The organism is Streptomonospora alba, assembly GCF_000826685.1.
GTDB classification, from domain to species: Bacteria; Actinomycetota; Actinomycetes; order Streptosporangiales; family Streptosporangiaceae; genus Streptomonospora; species Streptomonospora alba.
The window spans coordinates 39,599-58,192 of record NZ_JROO01000046.1 but is presented as its reverse complement, the minus strand read 5'-3'; the positions used below and the strand labels follow the sequence as shown (position 1 = coordinate 58,192).

17 protein-coding genes are annotated in these 18,594 nt (G+C 73.4%); 5 read left to right on the top strand and 12 right to left on the bottom strand.

Annotation, left to right across the window (positions count from 1 at the left end):
- Positions 1 to 9 precede the first annotated feature (9 nt).
- Positions 10 to 1,371 (top strand): glutamine synthetase family protein, encoded by a 1,362-nt coding sequence (locus LP52_RS22485; protein WP_193790030.1) that lies wholly within the window; start codon positions 10 to 12, stop codon positions 1,369 to 1,371.
- A gap of 91 nt (positions 1,372 to 1,462) precedes the next feature.
- Here the strand turns inward: LP52_RS22485 and LP52_RS22480 are convergent, their stop codons facing one another.
- Positions 1,463 to 2,185 carry a response regulator gene (locus tag LP52_RS22480; protein WP_238581052.1) on the bottom strand — a complete coding sequence of 241 codons (723 nt, stop codon included), beginning with the start codon at positions 2,183 to 2,185 and terminating at the stop codon, positions 1,463 to 1,465.
- Between the two features lie 709 nt (positions 2,186 to 2,894).
- Between LP52_RS22480 and panB the strand changes: the two genes are divergently transcribed.
- A complete protein-coding gene (gene panB, locus LP52_RS22475; protein ID WP_040276364.1) occupies positions 2,895 to 3,737 on the top strand; it encodes a 3-methyl-2-oxobutanoate hydroxymethyltransferase in 843 nt (280 codons plus the stop codon).
- 156 nt (positions 3,738 to 3,893) lie between these two features.
- Positions 3,894 to 4,931, top strand: a complete 1,038-nt coding sequence (locus LP52_RS22470) for an LLM class F420-dependent oxidoreductase (RefSeq protein WP_040276363.1) — start codon at positions 3,894 to 3,896, stop codon at positions 4,929 to 4,931.
- A gap of 47 nt (positions 4,932 to 4,978) precedes the next feature.
- On the opposite strand, the gene npdG is transcribed toward LP52_RS22470, so the two are convergent.
- The 6 genes from npdG to map all read right to left on the bottom strand — a co-directional run bounded on the left by npdG (position 4,979) and on the right by map (position 12,036).
- Entirely contained in the window at positions 4,979 to 5,665 is a 687-nt protein-coding gene (gene npdG, locus LP52_RS22465) for an NADPH-dependent F420 reductase (RefSeq protein WP_040276362.1), read from the bottom strand.
- Between the two features lie 98 nt (positions 5,666 to 5,763).
- Positions 5,764 to 6,693 (bottom strand): S66 peptidase family protein, encoded by a 930-nt coding sequence (locus tag LP52_RS22460; protein WP_052810155.1) that lies wholly within the window; start codon positions 6,691 to 6,693, stop codon positions 5,764 to 5,766.
- Positions 6,690 to 8,708, bottom strand: coding sequence for a dipeptidyl-peptidase 5 (locus LP52_RS22455; RefSeq protein ID WP_040276360.1), 2,019 nt, complete (start codon positions 8,706 to 8,708; stop codon positions 6,690 to 6,692). The genes LP52_RS22460 and LP52_RS22455 overlap by 4 nt, the downstream gene beginning before the upstream one ends.
- Before the next feature lie 105 nt (positions 8,709 to 8,813).
- Positions 8,814 to 10,127 carry a M20/M25/M40 family metallo-hydrolase gene (locus tag LP52_RS22450; protein WP_052810158.1) on the bottom strand — a complete coding sequence of 438 codons (1,314 nt, stop codon included), beginning with the start codon at positions 10,125 to 10,127 and terminating at the stop codon, positions 8,814 to 8,816.
- A 151-nt stretch (positions 10,128 to 10,278) separates the two neighbouring features.
- The gene (locus LP52_RS22445) at positions 10,279 to 11,112 is read right to left on the bottom strand and encodes a M55 family metallopeptidase (RefSeq protein ID WP_040276359.1); all 834 of its coding nucleotides are present in this window, start codon (positions 11,110 to 11,112) and stop codon (positions 10,279 to 10,281) included.
- A 72-nt stretch (positions 11,113 to 11,184) separates the two neighbouring features.
- Positions 11,185 to 12,036, bottom strand: coding sequence for a type I methionyl aminopeptidase (gene map / locus LP52_RS22440; protein ID WP_052810154.1), 852 nt, complete (start codon positions 12,034 to 12,036; stop codon positions 11,185 to 11,187).
- A gap of 115 nt (positions 12,037 to 12,151) precedes the next feature.
- Between map and LP52_RS22435 the strand changes: the two genes are divergently transcribed.
- Entirely contained in the window at positions 12,152 to 12,349 is a 198-nt protein-coding gene (locus LP52_RS22435) for a hypothetical protein (protein WP_040276358.1), read from the top strand.
- A 93-nt stretch (positions 12,350 to 12,442) separates the two neighbouring features.
- Here the strand turns inward: LP52_RS22435 and LP52_RS22430 are convergent, their stop codons facing one another.
- Complete coding sequence (locus LP52_RS22430; RefSeq protein WP_040276357.1) at positions 12,443 to 13,042, bottom strand: hypothetical protein; 600 nt, start codon at positions 13,040 to 13,042, stop codon at positions 12,443 to 12,445.
- Between the two features lie 133 nt (positions 13,043 to 13,175).
- Here LP52_RS22430 and LP52_RS22425 point away from each other — a divergent pair, with 133 nt between their 5' ends.
- Complete coding sequence (locus LP52_RS22425) at positions 13,176 to 14,453, top strand: cytochrome P450 (RefSeq protein WP_040276356.1); 1,278 nt, start codon at positions 13,176 to 13,178, stop codon at positions 14,451 to 14,453.
- Between the two features lie 10 nt (positions 14,454 to 14,463).
- Here LP52_RS22425 and LP52_RS22420 read toward each other — a convergent pair whose 3' ends face one another.
- Genes LP52_RS22420 through LP52_RS22405 form a run of 4 tightly spaced genes read right to left on the bottom strand, consistent with a single transcriptional unit; the run spans position 14,464 to position 18,591 of the window.
- The gene (locus LP52_RS22420) at positions 14,464 to 15,519 is read right to left on the bottom strand and encodes an oligopeptide/dipeptide ABC transporter ATP-binding protein (RefSeq protein WP_052810153.1); all 1,056 of its coding nucleotides are present in this window, start codon (positions 15,517 to 15,519) and stop codon (positions 14,464 to 14,466) included.
- Positions 15,516 to 16,673, bottom strand: coding sequence for an ABC transporter ATP-binding protein (locus LP52_RS22415; RefSeq protein WP_084723413.1), 1,158 nt, complete (start codon positions 16,671 to 16,673; stop codon positions 15,516 to 15,518). Before LP52_RS22415 ends, LP52_RS22420 begins: the two co-directional genes overlap by 4 nt.
- On the bottom strand, positions 16,670 to 17,560 hold the full coding sequence (locus tag LP52_RS22410; RefSeq protein ID WP_040276355.1) for an ABC transporter permease: 891 nt from the start codon (positions 17,558 to 17,560) through the stop codon (positions 16,670 to 16,672). Before LP52_RS22410 ends, LP52_RS22415 begins: the two co-directional genes overlap by 4 nt.
- Positions 17,557 to 18,591, bottom strand: a complete 1,035-nt coding sequence (locus LP52_RS22405) for an ABC transporter permease (RefSeq protein ID WP_040276354.1) — start codon at positions 18,589 to 18,591, stop codon at positions 17,557 to 17,559. Before LP52_RS22405 ends, LP52_RS22410 begins: the two co-directional genes overlap by 4 nt.
- Positions 18,592 to 18,594: the final 3 nt, after the last annotated feature.

Sequence of the window (18,594 nt, the reverse complement as noted above, 5' to 3'; positions counted from 1 at the left end):
AGGTGGACCGTGAACCGACAGCAGGAGTTCGTGCTCCGTACTCTGGAGGAGCGCGATATCCGGTTCGTGCGACTGTGGTTCACCGATGTACTCGGTTACCTCAAGTCGGTCGCCGTCGCCCCGGCCGAGCTTGAGGCCGCCTTCACCGAGGGCATCGGGTTCGACGGATCGGCCATCGAAGGGTTCGCCCGGGTGTACGAGGCCGACATGCTCGCCCAGCCCGATCCCTCGACGTTCCAGGTGCTGCCCTGGCGCAACGAGCCGCACGGCACGGCGCGGATGTACTGCGACATCCTGATGCCCGACGGCAGCCCCAGCTACGCCGACCCCCGCCACGTGCTCAAGCGCCAGCTGAGCAAGGCCTCCGATCTCGGTTTCACCTTCTACACCCACCCCGAGATCGAGTTCTACCTGCTGAAGAGCAAGCCCGAGCACGGCGAGCGCCCCGAGCCCAACGACTCCGGCGGCTACTTCGACCACACGCCGCACAACAGCGCCCACGACTTCCGGCGCAACGCGATCAACATGCTGGAGGCCATGGGCATCTCGGTGGAGTTCAGCCACCACGAGGGCGGCCCCGGCCAGCAGGAGATCGACCTGCGCTATGCCGACGCGCTGACCACCGCCGACAACATCATGACCTTCCGGCTGGTCATGAAGGAGGTGGCGATGGAGCAGGGCGTCTACGCCACCTTCATGCCCAAGCCCTTCACCGAGCACCCGGGCTCGGGCATGCACACCCACATGTCGCTGTTCGAGGGCGAGCGCAACGCGTTCTACGAGGCGGGCGCCGAATACCAGATGTCCAAGGTCGGCCGCGGCTTCATCGCCGGGCTGCTGCGCCACTCCGCCGAGATCACCGCGGTGTGCAACCAGTGGGTGAACTCCTACAAGCGGCTGTGGGACAACGCCGCCGCCTCGGCCGGCGCCGGCGGCGAGGCCCCGGCCTATGTCTGCTGGGGCCACAACAACCGCTCGGCGCTGGTGCGGGTGCCGATGTACAAGCCCAACAAGAGCAACTCCAGCCGGATCGAGTTCCGCTCGGTCGACACCGCCTGCAACCCCTACCTCGCCTACGCGATGATTCTGGCCGCCGGCCTGAAGGGGATCGAGGAGGGCTACGAGCTGCCGCCCGGCGCCGAGGACGACGTGTGGGCGCTGACCGACTCCGAGCGGCGGGCGCTGGGGATCGCGCCGCTGCCCCAGAGCCTGGACGAGGCGATCCGGGCGATGGAGAGCAGCGAACTGGTCGCCGAGACGCTGGGCGAGCACGTCTTCGACTTCTTCCTGCGCAACAAGAAGGCGGAGTGGGAGTCCTACCGGCGCCAGGTGACCCCCTACGAGCTGGAGCGCTACCTGCCCACGCTCTGAGTCCTCTCCGCGCCCCCGCGCAAGCCGTCACGGGCCCCGCACCCGCCGGGTGCGGGGCCCGCTCGGCGTCCGCGCCGCGACGCTCGGCGGTCTAATCGGCGTCGAGGAACTTCTCGCGCACCGCATAGACCGCGGCCTCGGTGCGGGAGTGCAGTTGCAGCTTCTCCAGGATGTTGCGGACGTGGTTCTTCACCGTGTGCTCGGAGATGAACAGCTCCTCGGCGATCTCCTTGTTGTTGAGGCAGCGCGCCACCCGGCGCAGCACCTCGGTCTCGCGTCCGGTCAGCTGCGGGGCGGGGATGCGGCGGGCGCGTCCGCCGTCCTTCTTGGCCAGGGCCGTGAACTCGCCGATGAGCTTGGTGGCCATCGATGGGGTGATGAAGGACTGCCCGCTGGCGATGGCGCGCACGGCACCGGGCAGTTCGTCGACGGAGATCTCCTTGAGGAGATAGCCGGTGGCCCCGGCCTTGAGCGCCTCGAAGAGGTCGTCCTCCTCGTCGCTCATGGTCAGCATCACGATCTTGGCGCTGGGCACCACGCTCTTGATGCCGGTGCAGGCGTCGATGCCGCTGCTGCCGGGCATCCACACGTCCATCAGCACCACGTCGGGCACCAGGTCTGCGGCGGTGCGCACCGCGTCCTCGCCGTCACCGGACTCGCCCACGACGTCGATGTCCTGCTCGTCGTCGAGCACGGACACCAGTCCGCGCCGGAAGAAGGCGTGATCGTCGACGACGAGCACCTTGATGGGCGGAGCCTGGGTCCGGGTCGGCGCGGCGTAGACCGCGTCCGGGGCTGGGGGGTGCCCACTCACAACGGAATTCCCTTCCTGGCGCGATGTGCCGGGCATCTGCTATTCGCCGGGAGGGCGGCGAAACCCGCAGGGTGTATGACCCCGCGAACAACGGGCGAGATGCATGGTTCCGGAGTCGTTTGTGCGCAACAGTTTATGGCATTACCGCGCGCTTCAACAGTGGCCGCCCGCGTGCCGCGGCTGCGGGATCGGCCGCTTTGCCGGGCTTCCGTGGAACCGGAGGACAATATACCCAGACGCGTACGCATGTCGGTCATATTCTGGCGATTCACCCACTATTCGTCTCCCCCGGTCCGACCGGAGGCGCTCCGCGCCATGCTCATTCATTCGTCTCCTACAAGATCGCCATGCAAGACGCTTCATGTCGAGATAAATGTGCGGCGCCCCGCAGAAATCATTCCACTCCCCATACCGCTCTCGGACACCGGCGGCCTTGTTCCCCGCCGGAGGCGCACCGCCCCAATGCCCGCGCCTCTCCCCCGCTGCGGACCCGCCGCGCCGCCCGGTACCGCCCGGTACCGCCCGGTACCGCCCCGACGCCCGCGTCGGCCGGGATGATCGGGGCCCCTCGCGAGGTTGAGACAGGGTGAAAGCCGCGGATCCCGCTATGGGATGATGAACCAACCGGCGGCGCCCAGTACCGCCGAGTCCGTCCGACACCGTCCGGAGACGCCCCAGCGGCGCTTCGAGACATCCGGAGGAGAGCACCATGAGCACAACAGCTTCGACCCCCGCGCTCTACGGCGGCGCATCCGGCCGCAGGGTGAGCGTCCGCGACATCCTGCAGGCCAAGGAGCGCCAGGAGCGCTGGCCCATGCTCACCGCCTACGACGCGCTGACCGCACGCGTCTTCGACGAGGCCGGGATCCCCGTCCTGCTGGTGGGCGACTCGGCGGCGATGGTCGTCTACGGCTACGACTCCACCCTGCCCGTGACCGTCGAGGACCTGCTTCCCCTGACCGCCGCCGTCTCGCGGGCCACCAAGCGCGCGCTCGTCGTGGCCGACCTGCCCTTCGGCTCCTACCAGGGCTCGCCCGAGCAGGCGCTGGACGCGGCCGCGCGCTTCATGAAGGAGGGCCACGCCCAGGCCGTGAAGCTGGAGGGCGGCCAGCGCGTCGCCCACCACGTCGAGACGCTCGTCGCCGCGGGCATCCCCGTCATGGGCCACATCGGCCTCACCCCCCAGTCGGTCAACACGCTCGGCGGCTACCGGGTGCAGGGCCGCGGCGAGGAGGCCGGCGCCGCGCTGCTCGCCGACGCCAAGGAGCTGGAGCGCGCCGGCGCGTTCTCCGTCGTCATGGAGTGCGTGCCCACCGAACTGGCCCAGCGCGTCACCGAGCAGTTGGCCATCCCCACCATCGGCATCGGCGCCGGCCCGCGCACCGACGCCCAGGTGCTGGTCTGGCAGGACATGGCCGGACTCAGCCCGCAGGTGGCCAAGTTCGTCAAGGCCTACGCCGACCTCAACGACACCCTCTCCACAGCCGCCCGGGCCTTCGCCGACGAGGTCGTACAGGGCTCCTTCCCCGACACCGAGCACTCCTACAACTGAGCGCGCCCGCGCGCCGGGGTCCGCCCCGGCGCGCACCGCCTCACCCCGCCCCCCGCGGCGGCGCGCCCGGTGAACCGCCGGGACCACGGCAAGTTACTCGGTAGTAGAGTTGCGGCATCCGTGCGCGCCGCGCCGCGCGAGTCAGAGGGAGGCACCATGCGCATCTCCATGCCGCTGCAGTACGCCGGCGAGGCGAAGCCGGCCGTGGACCGGGTCGTCGAGCTGGAGAAGGTCGGGCTCGACACCGTGTGGGTGGCCGAGGCCTACGGCTACGACAGCCCCACACTGATGGGCTACATCGCCGCACGCACCGAGCGTGTGAACATCGGGTCGGCGATCCTGCCCGTCTACACCCGCACACCCACCCTCATCGCGCAGACCGCCGCCGGACTGGACTACCTCTCCGACGGCCGCGCCGTGCTCGGGCTGGGCGCCAGCGGCCCCCAGGTCATCGAGGGCTGGCACGGCGTGCCCTACACCAAGCCGCTGGGCCGCACCCGCGACGTCATCGAGATCTGCCGCAAGGTCTGGGCGCGCGAGGAGCGCGTCACCCACGACGGGCGCGTCTACACCCTGCCGCTGCCGCCCGAAGAGGGCACCGGCCTGGGCAAGCCGCTGAAGATCATCAACCACCCGGTGCGCAGCAGCATGCCCGTCTTCGTCGCCTCGCTCGGCGAGAAGAACGTGGCGATGACCGCCGAGATCGCCGACGGCTGGCTGCCCCACCTGTTCATCCCCGAGAAGGCCGACACCGTCTGGGGCGAGTCGCTGGCCCGCGGCAAGGCCAAGCGCGATCCGTCCCTGGGCGAGCTGCAGATCTCCGCGGGCGGCCTGCTGGCCATCGGCGAAGGCGAGGAGACCCGCAAACTCGCCGACTTCACGCGCCCGATGATCGCCCTCTACGTCGGCGGCATGGGCTCCAAGGGCAAGAACTTCTACAACGACGTGGCCAAGCGCTACGGCTTCGAGGAGGCCGCCGAGCGCATCCAGGACCTCTACCTGGAGGGCAAGAAGGAGGAGGCCGCCGCGGCGGTGCCCGACGAGTTCGTCGAGCTGACCAACCTGGTCGGGCCCGAGTCCTACGTCCGCGAGCGCGTGGCCGCCTTCCGCGAGGCCGGTGTCACCGACCTCAACGTCACGCCGGTGGGCGACGACCCCGTCACGCTGATCGAGAAGCTGCGTTCGATGCTTTAGCCGCGCTCGGCGGGCGGCCGGTCCGCGGACCGGCCGCCCGCGCCGGATCAGACGTCGGTGATGCGCAGCCCCGCGTGGGCCTTGTAGCGGCGGTTGACCGCGATGATGTTGGCGGTCAGCGCTTCGACCTGGTGGGCGTTGCGCAGCCGGCCCCCGTAGATCCCGCGCACGCCCGGAATCCGGGCGGCCAGCGCGCGCACGGTGTCGGTGGCGTCGCGGTCGTCGCCCAGCACCAGCACGTCCAGGTCGACCCGTTCGATCTCGGGATCCAGCAGCGCCACCGCCGAGACGTGGTGGAACGCCGCGACCACGCGGCTGTCGGGCAGCAGCGCCTCGGCCTGCTGGGCGGCGCTGCCCTCCGGCACCTCCAGCGCGTAGGGGCCCTTGCTGTCGAAGCCCAGCGGGTTCACGCAGTCGACCACGAGCTTGCCCGCCAGGTCTGCGGCCAGCGACTCCAGCAGCGCGCGGTGCCCGTCCCAGGGCACTGCCACGATGACGACGTCGCAGCCGCGTGCGGCCTCGGCGTTGTCGGCGCCGCTGACCGGCAGGCCCTCGCCCAGCTCGTCGGCGGCGCCCTGGGCGCGCTCCTGGTTGCGCGAGCCGATGACGACCCGGTGCCCGGCCATGGCCAGCCGCAGCGCGAGGCCGCGGCCTTGGTCGCCCGTGCCGCCCAGCACCGCGACGGAAAGGCCGGAGACGTCGGGAAAGTCGTATGGGGATCTCTGCTCTGCCATGCTCCGATCCTGTCAGGTCCCCGCCGCTTTCCCGAACCGGATTCGGTGTCGGGCGAGTCACCCCGATGCGGTGGACCGGGCGCCGGTGCGGCGGCCCCTCAGGCCAGGGCGGGCCGGTCCAGGGTCAGGGTGCGCGCGTCGGCGTCCAGCGTGGCCGCCGCGCCCAGCGGCACGGTGATCTGGGCACGACGGTGGCCGAACCCGAATTCGCCCACCACCGGCACGCCCAGCGGCTCCAGGCGCTCCAGCAGCAGCGTGCGCACGGCCGCGGCGTCGGGCGTGCACTGCTCCCACGAGCCGAGCACCAGCCCGGCGGCGCCGTCCAGCCAGCCGCTGCGCAGCAACTGGGTGAGCATCCTGTCGATCCGCGAGACGTCCTCGGCCACGTCCTCCAGCAGCACGATGCGGCCGCGGGCCGAGGCGCGGCTGTGCGGCGCGGCCAGGCTGTCGTTGAGCACGCTCAGGTTGCCGCCGGCGGTCACACCGCGCGCCGTGCCCCCGACCAGGGTCTCGGCGCCGGGCGCGCTCAGCACGGTGGCCGCCTCCGGTGCGAACAGTGTGGTGCGCAGATGCTCGGCGGCAGCGGCGTCCTCGGCGAAGGACTCCAGGGCCACCACCGGCCCGTGCAGGCTGGAGGCCCCCAGCTCCACCGCGAGGGCCTCGTGCAGCGCGGTCACGTCGCTGAAGCCCACGAGCGCCTTGACCGGCGCGCGCCTCAGTTCGTCGAAGTCCAGCCGGTCCAGGACCCGGTGGGCGCCGTCACCGCCCCGTGCGCAGAACACCGCGGCGGTGCGCGGGTCCAGCCACGCCCGTTGCAGGTCGGCCGCGCGCTCGGTGTCGGTGCCGGCCAGGTAGGGCAGCCGGGGATGGCGGCCGCGCAGGTGCTCGCCTTCGACCACCTCCAGCCCCCACCCGCGCAGCACGGCCAGTCCGGTCTCCAGCACGTCGGCGGGCACGGGGCTGCAGGGGGCGACCACCGAGACGGCGTCGCCGGGGTGCAGCCGCCGCCCGCGCACCCCTTCCCTCACGGGCGCAGCTCCAGCTGCGGCGCGTCGGTCGCGAACCCCAGCACCTGGGCATACAGCGACAGTTCGGCGTGCAGCGCCGCTCTGATGGTCTCCTCGCGGCGGAACCCGTGCTGCTCGCCGTCGAAGGCCAGGTAGGCGTGCGGAACCGCGTGCACGCGCTGCAGGAACCGCTCGCCCTGGGCGGGCGGGCAGATGGCGTCCTCCCGGCCCTGCATCAGCACGAAGGGCGCGTCGATGTCGCCGGCGCGGTTGACGGGCGAGCGGTCGGCGTAGCGACGAGCGGTCTCGGGCCAGGGGCCCACGAGGCTCTCCAGGTACTGCGACTCGAAGTCGTGGGTCTCGCCGGTGCGCCACCCTGCGAGGTCGACGATGGGGTAGAGGATCGCGGCGCAGGCGAACACGTCGGTGAAGGCCAGCGCCGCCGCGGCGGTCCACCCGCCGGCGCTGCCGCCGCGGACGGCGATGCGGTCCGGGTCGGCGAGCCCTTCGCCGGCCAAGGCGCGGGCGGCGGCCACGCAGTCCTCCACGTCGACCACGCCCCAGTTCTCCCGCAGCCGCTCGCGGTAGGCGCGCCCGAAGCCGGTGGATCCGCCGTAGTTGACCTCCACGACGCCGATCCCGCGACTGGTGAAGTAGGCGATCTCCAGATCGTGGATCATCGGCGTACGGCCTGTGGGCCCGCCGTGCGCCCACACCGCGTACGGCGGGCGCTCCCCCGGCGCGGGCCCGTGCCGGGGGTTGCGCGGCGGGTAGAGGTTGGCGTGCACCTCGCGTCCGCCGGGGCCGGTGAACACGCGCGCCCACGGAACGGGCATGTAGTCGGCGAAGGCGTCGGTCCCGCTCCCGGAGGTGTCTGCGGCGCCGTGGCGGTCGGGGGCGCTGAGCGAGCGCCAGGAGCCGCTGGGCCCCACGGCCACGATTTCGGGGGCGATCCCGGGCGCGGCGGCCAGGCCGACCAGGGTGTCACCGCCGGTGCCGCCCACGGCCAGCCGGCCGAACCACTCGGTGTGGGGGGTGTCGGCGTCGGCGACGGCGCCGGTTGCGGGGTCGATCCGGCCGAGTCCGGTGGTGGAGCGGCCGTGCACGGCGGCGACCGGCCCGTGGCGGGGTACGGCGAGCCAGGTGTAGCCGAGCTGCCACAGGGCTCCGCCGAATTCCTCCTCGGCGGCGGCCACCGGCTGCGGTTCGCTCCAGGCGCCGCCCTCGGCGACCAACCGGTAGGGGTTCCACCAGCCGGAGGGGTCGGCGACGCAGTAGAGGGTGTCGGCGTCGGCCCATTCGGCCTGGACGACGGAGACCCCGGGGCCGCCCGCGACGGTGCTCGGCGCGCCGGAGACCCGCCCGCCCGGTCCCAGGTCCGCCACGTGCAGCAGGGTGCTGTCCCAGGGCATGTCGGGGTGGTCCCAGCCGATCCAGGACAGCCGGCGCCCGTCCGGCGAGACGCGCGGGCAGGCCAGGAAGCGATGGCCGGCGGCGACCTCGCGCACGGCGTCGGGGTCCTCGGCCGCCGAGCCGTCCAGCGGCACCGCGACGATCGCGCGGCGCAGGTCGGTGGGTGCGGGGCCGGTGTGGCGCTCGCACACGCACCAGACCTCGCGGCCTTCGGGCGAGAGGACGGGCTCGACGTAACGCAGCGCGGCGGGGGTCTCGGGTTCCGGAGTCAGCGGCTGCGGTTCTCGGCCCTGCCGCCACAGGTACAGGCGCTGGTCGCCGAACTCGGTGAAGACCACGGCCGTGCCTTCGGGCGAGGGCACCAGCGCATACGGCCTGCCGCCGTACTCGTGGACGCGGCTGCGCGCGTTCCACGGCGCGGGAAGCATCTCCCGGGGGCGGGCCGAGGGGTCGTCCAGCCGAGTGCGGCACAGCGTGACGCGGCCGGCTTCAGCGGGGCGCGGCTCGGCCCACCACACCTCCTCGCCCAGGGCCGCCGGCCAGTTCGGCGCGCCGTCGTGGGCGGCGACGTCCTCGGCGCCGATCGGTGATGGCCAGGATCCGCAGGTGGGGCCGTGGTTCAAGGCCGATCGCCCTTCCTCGTCGTCTCGTTTGCAGTCGGCTGCCGTGCGGGGGTGCCGGCGCGGGAGCGCAGGGGCGCGGGCCGGGGGGCCGCGGGGAGGGCGGGCTCAGTCCTCTCCGCGCAGGAAGCGGTCCAGCACCCGCACCCCGAAGCGCAGCCCGTCCACCGGCACGCGCTCGTCCACGCCGTGGAACAGCGCGCCGTGGTCGAGCTCGGGCGGCAGGCGCAGCGGCGAGAACCCGTAGCCGCGGATGCCCAGGTCGGCGAACTGCTTCGCGTCGGTTCCGCCGGTCAGGCACACCGGCACCACGTGCGCGCCGGGGTCGAACTCCTGGAGCGCCTCGCGCATCGCGGCGAACACGGGCGCATCCACCGGCGACTGCAGCGGCCGGGAGCGGTGCTGGTACCGCCACTGCACACGGTCGCCGGTGAGCGCGTCCAGCGTGGCGGCGAACTCCTCCTCGGCGCCCGGAAGCACGCGGCCGTCGATCCCGGCCTCGGCCCGGTCCGGGATCACGTTGACCTTGTAGCCGGCCTCCAGCACGGTGGGCGCGCTGCTGCAGCGGACGGTGGGCCGGACGAGCTCGGCGGCATCGCCCAGGCTGTCGACCAGAGCGTCGGTGTCGCGCGCGGGGTCGAAGCCGGGGTCGGCGGTGGAGGCACCGACGCCCGTTGCGGCGGCGACGCCGTCGAGGGCGGCGCGGGTGACCGGGGTGAGCCGCACCGGCCACTCGTGGGCGCCGATGCGGGCCGCAGCCGCGGCCACCGCGCTGACGGCGTTGTCGCGGTTGGTCTTGGAGCCGTGCCCGGCGGTGCCTTCGGCGCGCAGCCGCAGCCAGGCGGTGCCCCGCTCGCCTGCGCCGACGGGATACAGGCGCACCGGGGTGCCGTCGGCGGCGGTGGCGTGCACGGTGTGGCCGCCGGATTCGCCGACGGCCTCGGTGCAGCCCTCGAACAGGCCGGGATGCTCGCGGGCCAGCCACTCGGCGCCGTAGGCGGCGCTGTCCTCCTCGTCGGCGGTGAAGGCGAGCACGAGGTCGCGACGGGGCCGCCGGCCGGTGCGCGCCCAATGCCGCACCAGCGCCAGCACCATGGCGTCGGTGCCCTTCATGTCGACGGCGCCGCGGCCCCACACGAGGCCGCCGTCGACCTCCCCGCTGAACGGCGGCCGGCTCCACCGCGCGGGATCGGCGGGCACCACGTCGAGGTGGCCGTGGACGAGCAGGGCCGGCGCGGAGGGATCCGCACCGGCGACGCGGGCGACGACGTTGGCGCGGCCCGGAGCCGACTCCAGCACCTGCGGCTGCAGGCCCGCCTCGGCCAGGCGCTCGGCCGCGTACTCGGCGGCGGGCCGCTCCCACCCGTCGCCGCCGCCGCGGTTGGTGGTGTCCAGGCGGATCAGCTCGGAGGTGAACCGCACCGCCTCCTCGTCGAGCCGGTCGAGGTCCTCCCCTCCCCCGGGACCCGCCGTCGGCCGCTGTGCTGTGCGGACGCGCTCCACCTCGTGCGTGCCTCCCCGTCTGTGCCCGCTGCCCCGGCGGCGGCCGCCGCCGGTCCCCGATCCCGCCCGCTCAGCCGTAGTCGGCCTCGACCGCGTTGGAGACGAGCGTGGTGACAGCCTTGAAGCAGCGGATCATAGCAAAGGCGCTCTGGCAGGTGTAGCGAACGCGCCGGGGCGAAACGTGCTCCACGCCGGGCACCACGGCGGCGGCACCGGCCAGGTGGGCGGCGTCGACCTCGACCTCCACGGTGAGCGGACCGCGGTGCTCGGGCTCGGTCCCGCCCGCCTCGGCCGCGGCCGCCTCCGCGGCCTCGGCGATGTCGCCGTGGGTGGCGCCGGGCGGGCGGCATTCGGCGGCGTAGCGCGAGATGTAGCGCTTGACCGCGACGGTGTGGGCGTCGGGGGCGAAAGCGGCCGCGTCGACGCACGCCCTGTCGTCACCGGTGATCAGCAGCACGGGCACGCCGTACTCGGCGGCGACGTAGGAGTTCAGGCGCCCTTCGTCGGCGGGCTCGCCGTTCAGCCACACCCCGGTGATGGAGTTGGGCAGGTAGGTGTGGGCGAGCACCCCTTCGGCGCCGGCCCCGCTGTGGTAGCCGAGGAAGGCCACGCCGTCGACGTCGCCGTGCTGGATGCCCTCGACCATCGACAGGTCCTTGTGCCTGCCGGTGATCATGGAGGCGCGCTCGTCCAGGCGCTCCAGCAGCAGGTTGCGCATCGTCGCGTGCGCCTCGTTGACCAGCACCTCGCGCGCGCCGCCGGCGAAGAACCCCGACACCGCGGCGTTGACGTCGGAGGTGAACATGGACCGGCAGCGCTGCCACTGCTCGGTGCCGGGAGTGACGTCGGCGGGCCAGGTGACTCCGGTGGCCCCCTCCATGTCGGCCGAGATCAGGATCCGCACCGCGTCCGCTCCCTTCGCCTGCCGCCGCCTGCTGTGCCGCCGGGCCCCGGGCCCGGGCGGGGCGCTCCTGCCCTAGGGCAGAGTGAGGATCTCGACGCCCTCGTCGGTGATGAGCAGCGAGTGCTCGAACTGGGCGGTGCGCTTGCGGTCGGCGGTGACCGCCGTCCAGCCGTCGTCCCAGACCTCGTAGTCGACGGTGCCCAACGTGATCATCGGCTCGATGGTGAAGGTCATGCCGGGTTCCATGACCGTGGTGGCGCGGGGGTCGTCGTAGTGCGGCACCACCAGGCCGGAGTGGAACTCCGGTCCGACGCCGTGCCCGGTGAAGTCGCGGACCACGCCGTAGCCGAAGCGCTTGGCGTAGGACTCGATGACCCGGCCGACCGCGCTGAGCTGGCGGCCGGGGCGGCACGCCTTGATGGCGCGCATGGTGGCCTCATGGGTGCGCTCGACGAGCAGGCGGGACTCCTCGTCGACGTCGCCGGCCAGGAAGGTGGCGTTGGTGTCGCCGTGCACGCCGTGGATGAAGGCGGTGATGTCGATGTTGACGATGTCGCCGTCGGAGATGACGGTGTCGTCGGGGATCCCGTGGCAGATGACCTCGTTGAGCGAGGAGCACAGCGACTTGGGATAGCCCTTGTAGCCCAGGGTGCTGGGGTAGGCGCCGTGGTCGCAGAGGAACTCGTGGCCGACGCGGTCGAGCTCGTCGGTGGTCACGCCCGGCGCCACGTGCTTGCCCACCTCGCGCAGCGCCTGGGCGGCGATGCGCCCGGCGTCGCGCATGGCCTCGACGGTCTCGGGGGTCTGCACGTCGCCGAGCACGCCCTCGACCGGGCGCTTCTTGCCGACGTACTCCGGACGCGCGATGGCGGAGGGGACCGAACGGGGCGGCGAGATGCGCCCGGGAACCAGCGGAGTAGTCATGTCTTCCGATTCTAGTTCTTAGGGGACCCGCACCGATCCGCGTCGGGACGCCGACACGCGGGTAAGAGGCGAGGAGCAGGCAAGCGAAAACCGGACGAATCAGCAGGAGCCGACCATGAGCGACCGGGACCAGGCCACCCCGGGCGAGGACCGCCAGTGGTGGTATTGCCTCCGACACAGCAGGCCTGAGCAGGGGCCCGGGTGCCCGGGCAAGTACCGGCTCGGCCCCTACCCCGACGAGGCCACGGCCGCCGCCGCGCTGAACATCGCCGCCGAGCGCAACGAAGCGTGGGATGAGCAGGAAGGCGACTGACCCCGAGACTGCGGACGACCGGCGCCCGGTTTCCGCGGCGCCGCCGAGACCGGCGCCGCGGCCCCTCGGGCCGTGTGGGGCGGCGCTTGGGCCTCAGTCGAGGATCCGGGGCCCGCTGACGACGTCGAGGAACCGCGAGAGCCGTTCGCGCAGCCCCGGCTTGCGCTCGGCGCCGGGCTGCCCGGCGGCGGTACTGACCAGGTGCTGCAGCCCTTCGAAGGTCAGCGGCTCGCGTTCGGGGCGCAGACTGATCGATTCGTGGGCGAGCGAGGAGAGCTCGCGGTCGCCCTGGTCCAGCGAGAGGATCGTCGCGCCGGTACGGCGGGCGTCGTCGATGCGCTCCAGCAGCGGAACCGGCGCCTCCTCGTCGGAGTTCACCACGAACAGGGTCTGCCCGCGCCGTGCTTCGGCCAGCCGGTCCAGACCGATGCGCAAGTGGGCCGGTGCGTCCGGCGGCGGCTGCCAGCGCACCAGGCTGGGCGCGAGCTGGGGCAGGCCGCTGTAGCGGGCCTCGTCGTCGAGATGGGCGGCCAGATGCCAGGGCTCTTCGTCGGGAGTGCCGATGAGCATGAGGCCGCCGGGGTCGCGGGTGCGGCGGAGCGCTTTGGCGAAGTCCTCGGTGCGGTCCAGCCACGGCGTCGAGGCCAGGAGCTCGCGCAGGAGCGCTACGTGTTGGGCGTCCACGCTCCCCATGGTGCCTCATCGCGGCGCGGCGTGCGGCGGATTCGCCGCAGAAGCCCCTCGCTCCGCGTCACCGCCGCCTTCCGGGGTAGTCGCCGGGGCGGGGCGGGTGTGTTGCGGAACGGCTCCCGCCGGAGGGAGGAGCATGGCGCCCAGGCTCGGAAGCGCACCGGTGGACCGCACCCCGGCCCTGCTGCGCGACCCCTACCGATTCATCTCGCGCCGCTGCCGGCGCCGCGGCACCGAGGCGTTCACCACGCGCCTGCTGCTGGAGCCGACCGTGTGCGTCACCGGTCCCGAGGCCGCGGCGGTCTTCCAGGACCCCCGGCACTTCACACGCCAGGACGCGGCGCCCGGCCGGATCGTCGAGACCCTCTTCGGCCGCGGCGGGGTCCAGGGACTCGACGGTGCGGCACACCGGCGCAGAAAACACCTGTTCGTGTCGCTGATGTCGCAGCAGCGGGTGGCCGAACTGGCCGCGCTGACCGAGCGGGAGCTCGACCGCGCCGCCCAGGACTGGCGGGGGCGCGAGCGCGTCGTGCTCTACGACGAGTTCCGCGCCGTACTGACGCGCGCCGTGTGCACCTGGGCGGGGGTACCGCTGCCCCGGGCCGACGCGGCCCGGCGCACCGACCAGATCACCGCGCTCTTCGACGACGCCGGCCGCGTGGGGCCGCGCCACTGGCGGTCCCGGCGGAGTCGGCGCTCGGCCGACCGGTGGGCCGCCGATGTCGTCGGCCGCATCCGCGCGGGCCGCATCGCACCGCCCGCCGAGACCGCCGCCTACGTCGTCGCGTGGCACCGCGACCACAACGGCGAACTGCTTGACGAGCGCGTCGCCGGGGTCGAACTGCTCAACGTGGTGCGGCCGGTCGTGGCGGTGTCGGTCTACCTCGCCTTCGCGGCCCACGCCTTGCACCGCCACCCGCACTGGATCCGCGGTCTCGCCGACCAGGGACCCGATGGCGGCGACGGCGCCGCCGACCCGGCGGAGCTGTTCGCCCAGGAGGTGCGCCGACTCTACCCGTTCTTCCCGATGGCGGCGGCCCGCGCACGCCACGACATGGTGCTGTGCGGCCGGCGTGTCCGCCGCGGACAGCGGGTGCTGCTCGACCTGTACGGGATCAACCACGACCCCCGCCTGTGGGAGGCGCCCGAGGAGTTCCGCCCCGAGCGCTTCCGCGAGCACCGGCCCGGCCCCTACGACTTCGTCCCTCAGGGCGCGGGCTACCCGGACATCCACCACCGCTGCCCCGGCGAGCCCATCACGGTGGCCCTCATCGCGGCCGTCGCCCGGCGCCTGGCCGGGATGCGCTACGCGGTGCCGCAGCAGGACACGACCGTGGACATGCGGCGGCTGCCGGCGCTGCCGCGCAGCGGCTGCGTCATCCGCGTCCCGCCTGAACGGCCGGCGGCGCGGTAGTCCGGACCGCTCACCCCGGCCCCGCCCACTCGGCGGGCTCGGGCTCCGGAGCGTGGGCCCAGTGGCAGGCGACCTGGGCGACCCCGGGGGATCCGCCGAGCATGCCCGGGTCCTCGGAACGGCAGCGATCGGCGACCCCCGCCGCCTGCGCCGCGCCCGAGGCCAGCACGGGGCACCGCACGTGGAAGCGGCACCCGGCGGGGATGCGCGTGGGATCGGGGGGCTCGCCCGCGAGGATCTGCTGCTCGCCGGCGCTGGACTCGGGCAGCACCGACAGCAGCGCGCGCGTGTAGGGGTGGCGGGGCGCGGCGAGCACCTCCTCCACGGTGCCGGTCTCCACCACGCGGCCCAGATACATCACGGCGGCGCGGTCGGCGATGTTCCAGGCCAGCCCGAGGTCGTGGGTGACCACCAGCGCCGCCAGGCCGTAGTCGTCGCGCAGCCGCAGCAGCAACTGCAGGATCTCCCCGCGGACCGAGGCGTCCAGCGAGGCCACGGGCTCGTCGGCGACGATGACCTCGGGTTGCAGGATCAGCGCGCCGGCGATGGCCACACGCTGGCGCTGCCCGCCGGAGAGCTCGTGGGGATAGCGCAGGAAGAACCGCTCGGGCGGACGCAGCCCTGCGCGCGAGAGCGCCTCGGCGACGTGGTCCCGCTCGTCGGCGGTGCTGCCGGTGTGGATGCGCCGCCCTTCGGCGACCGCGTCGTAGACGGTGTGGCGGGGGTTGAGCGCGCCGGTGGGGTCCTGCAGCACCAGTTGCACACGCCTGCGGAACGCCTTGAGGTCCCGCGGCCGGTACACCAGCCCCCGGCCGTGGAAGGAGACCGCGCCGGCAGTGGGCCGCACCAGGCCCAGCAGGGCGCGGGCCAGGGTGGATTTGCCGCACCCGGACTCCCCCACCAGCGCGACGATCTCGCCGGCGCCGATCTCCAGGTCGACGCCGTCCACAGCACGCGCAGCGGCGCGGCCGGAACGGCCGCTGAAGGCGATCTGCAGGCCGGCGGTGCTGAGCACCGGGGCTCCACCCGCTGCGCTGCCGCGGGCGGGATCGGCGGGAGCGCTCATGACCACTCCTGGGGGTGCGGCCGCGCTTGAGCGGGCGCGGCGCCGTCGGGGTCCGGTTCGGCGGTGTGCCCGCGATCGGCGCCGCCTCCCTCGTCGGCGGGCGGCACGCCGGCCGCGCGCTCCTGTTCGGGGGTGAGCACGCGCACGCAGGCGGCGCTGCGGTCCGCACCGGCGGGCCACAGCAGGGGGTCGACCCGGGAGCAGCGCTCCTGGGCTTCGGGACAGCGGGGGTGGAACGCGCATCCGGAGGGGAGCTCCGCGGGGTCGGGCGGGTCGCCGGGCAGGCCGCGCGGTGCGCGCCGCGAGGCCGGGTCGCCGACGCGGGGGAAGGCCGCGCTCAGCGCCGCGCCGTAGGGATGGCGCGCCGCGGCGAAGACCTCCTCGGCCGGGCCCTCCTCCACGATGCGCCCGGCGTACATGACGGCGAGCCGGTCGCAGGTCTCGGCCAGCACCGACAGGTCGTGGCTGATCATCAGCATGCTGATGTCGAGGCCGGCGACCAGTTCGTCGATGAGCCGCAGGATCTGCGCCTGGATCATCACGTCCAGGGCGGTGGTGGGCTCGTCGGCGACGATCAGCTGCGGGCGGCACGCCAGGGCCATGGCGATCATGGCGCGCTGGCGCTGGCCGCCCGAGAGCTCGTGCGGGTAGGAGCGGGCCCGCCAGGCGGGCAGGCCCACCTGTTCCAGCAGTTCGGCGGCCTGCCCGCGCGCCTGCGCGGGGTCGGCGCGGCCGTGCACCAGGAGGGGTTCGGCGATCTGGCCGCCGACGCGCTGTACGGGGTTGAGCGCGTGCATCGCGCCCTGGAAGACGATCGAGGCCCCCGACCAGCGCACGGCGCGCAGTCGGCCCCACCGCATGGCCAGCACGTCCTCGCCGTCGAGCAGGACGCTCCCGCTGGTGCGCGCCGAGCGGGGCAGCAGCCGCAGCAGCGCGAGCGCGACGGTGGACTTGCCGCAGCCCGACTCCCCGGCGACGCCGAGCTTGCGCCCGGGCTCAAGGCCGAAGGAGACGCCGCGCACGGCGGGGATCTCGCCGCCGGCGGTGCGGTAGGAGACGGACAGGTCGTCGACCTCCAGGTAGCGGCCGCCCGCGTCGGCGGTTGCCGGTGCGGGCCGCTCGCCGGTCGCGCCGGCCGGGGTGCTCTGCTTCATGGGCGCTCCCGCTGCCGGGGGTTGAGCACGCCCTCCAGGGCGCGCCCGCACATGGTGAAGGACAGCGCGACCACGGCGATGGCCACGCCGGGCGGGATCATGTACCACCAGATCCCGGAGCTGACGGCGCCCGCGTTGCGCGCCTCCTCGATGATGCCGCCCCAGGAGATCGTGCCGGCGTCGCCCAGCCCGAGGAAGGCCAGCGTCGCCTCCATCAGGATGGCCTCGGCCACCAGCAGCGTGGTCTGGGCCAGCACGACCGGCATGACGTTGGGCAGCACGTGCCGCAGCATCACGTGGGCGTGGCCGCCGCCCAGCGCACGCGCCCGCTCGATGAAGGGCCGGGCCTCCACCGCCAGCGTCTGGGCGCGCACGACGCGCGCGGTCGTGGGCCAGGCGGTGACGCCGATGGCGATGATGATGGTCAGGGTGCTGCGGCTCATCACCGCAGCCAGCGCGACGGCCATGACCAGGGCGGGCAGCACCGCGAACCAGTCGGTGACCCGCATGAGCACGTTGCCCGGCCATCCGCCGTAGTGGCCGGCGACCACGCCGATGAGCGTGCCCAGCGCCACCGACGCGAACGCCGCGAGGAAGCCCACTGTGAGCGAGATGCGGGCGCCCCACACCACCAGGTCCAGCACGGAGCGGCCGAAGGCGTCGGTGCCCAGCGGGTGGTCGAGGCCGGGCGGCTGGAACCTGCCGCCTTCGGCGCCGGTGTGGCTCAGCGCGGCGTCGTCGACGAACAGCGGGGCGGTGAGCGCGGCCAGTCCGATCAGCGCGAGCACGGCCAGGCCGGCCATGCCGCCGCGGTTGCCCGCGAAGGCGCGGGCGTAGCCGGCCAGTGCCCGCCGGCGGCGCGTCCAGACCAGCGCGGCGCGGCTCATGTCCGCACCCGGGGGTCGAGCAGCGGGTAGACCAGGTCGGCCAGCAGGTTCATGATGATCACCGAGCCGGCGAAGACGACGAACAGCGCTTGGACGATGGGCAGGTCGGGCACGCGCAGCCCGGAGTAGAACAGCGAGCCCAGCCCCGGCCAGGCGAACACCGTCTCGATGAGGATGACGCCGGAGACCACGCGGCCCAGGTTGAGGAAGATGAGGGTGACGGTGGGCAGCAGGGCGTTGGGCACGGCGTGGCGGCGCAGCACCACGGCGTCGCGCAGACCCTTGGCGCGGGCGGTGGTCAGGTAGTCGGCGCCCATCTCGTCGAGTACCGAGGAGCGCATGATCATCATGTACTGGGCGTAGACGACGGCGACCATGGTGGCCACGGGCAGCACCATGTGGTGGGCCACGTCCAGCGCCACGGCGAAGGTGCCTTCCACGCCGGGTGAGGACATGCCGCTGGTGGGGAACAGTCCGGCGCCCGAGGCCAGCAGCACGATCAGCAGCAGGCCCAGCCAGAAAGAGGGCACCGACCACAGGGTCAGCGCGATACCGGTGTCGACGCGGTCCATCAGCGAACCGCGCCGCCAGCCCGAACGGGTGCCCAGCACCAGCCCCAGGACCGCGGCGATGACGGTGCCCGTGCCGGCCAGCAGCAGGGTGGGGCCCAGCCGCTCGGCGATCAGCTCGGAGACCGGCACCCGGTACTGGTACGACATGCCGAAGTCCAGGGTCATCATGCCCAGGCAGTAGTCCACGAACTGCTGCGGCAGCGGCTGGTCGAGGCCGAAGTCGCGGCGCATGGCCTCCAGTTGGTCGACGCTGACCGAGCGCCCCTGGGTGAGCGCGGCCACCGGGTCGCCGGGCAGTACACGGAAGAGGAAGAAGCTGGTGACCATGACGGCCAGCAGCGACACCACTGCGGTCAGGACGCGCCCGCCCAGGTAGCGCACTGCCGGGTGCAGGCCGGGGCGGCCGCGGCGGGCGGTGGGGCCCGCCGCGGGCCGGCCGGCGCCTGAGGGGGTGTCCACGGG

Excerpts from the sequence above, each read along its gene's own strand:
- LP52_RS22435 (WP_040276358.1), top strand. The coding sequence starts at position 12,152 with ATGAGCGACCGGGACCAGGCCACCCCGGGCGAGGACCGCCAGTGGTGG.
- LP52_RS22410 (WP_040276355.1), bottom strand. The coding sequence starts at position 17,560 with ATGAGCCGCGCCGCGCTGGTCTGGACGCGCCGCCGGCGGGCACTGGCC.
- panB (WP_040276364.1), top strand. The coding sequence starts at position 2,895 with ATGAGCACAACAGCTTCGACCCCCGCGCTCTACGGCGGCGCATCCGGC.
- LP52_RS22415 (WP_084723413.1), bottom strand. The coding sequence starts at position 16,673 with ATGAAGCAGAGCACCCCGGCCGGCGCGACCGGCGAGCGGCCCGCACCG.
- LP52_RS22470 (WP_040276363.1), top strand. The coding sequence starts at position 3,894 with ATGCGCATCTCCATGCCGCTGCAGTACGCCGGCGAGGCGAAGCCGGCC.
- map (WP_052810154.1), bottom strand. The coding sequence starts at position 12,036 with ATGACTACTCCGCTGGTTCCCGGGCGCATCTCGCCGCCCCGTTCGGTC.
- LP52_RS22420 (WP_052810153.1), bottom strand. The coding sequence starts at position 15,519 with ATGAGCGCTCCCGCCGATCCCGCCCGCGGCAGCGCAGCGGGTGGAGCC.
- LP52_RS22430 (WP_040276357.1), bottom strand. The coding sequence starts at position 13,042 with ATGGGGAGCGTGGACGCCCAACACGTAGCGCTCCTGCGCGAGCTCCTG.
- npdG (WP_040276362.1), bottom strand. The coding sequence starts at position 5,665 with ATGGCAGAGCAGAGATCCCCATACGACTTTCCCGACGTCTCCGGCCTT.
- LP52_RS22425 (WP_040276356.1), top strand. The coding sequence starts at position 13,176 with ATGGCGCCCAGGCTCGGAAGCGCACCGGTGGACCGCACCCCGGCCCTG.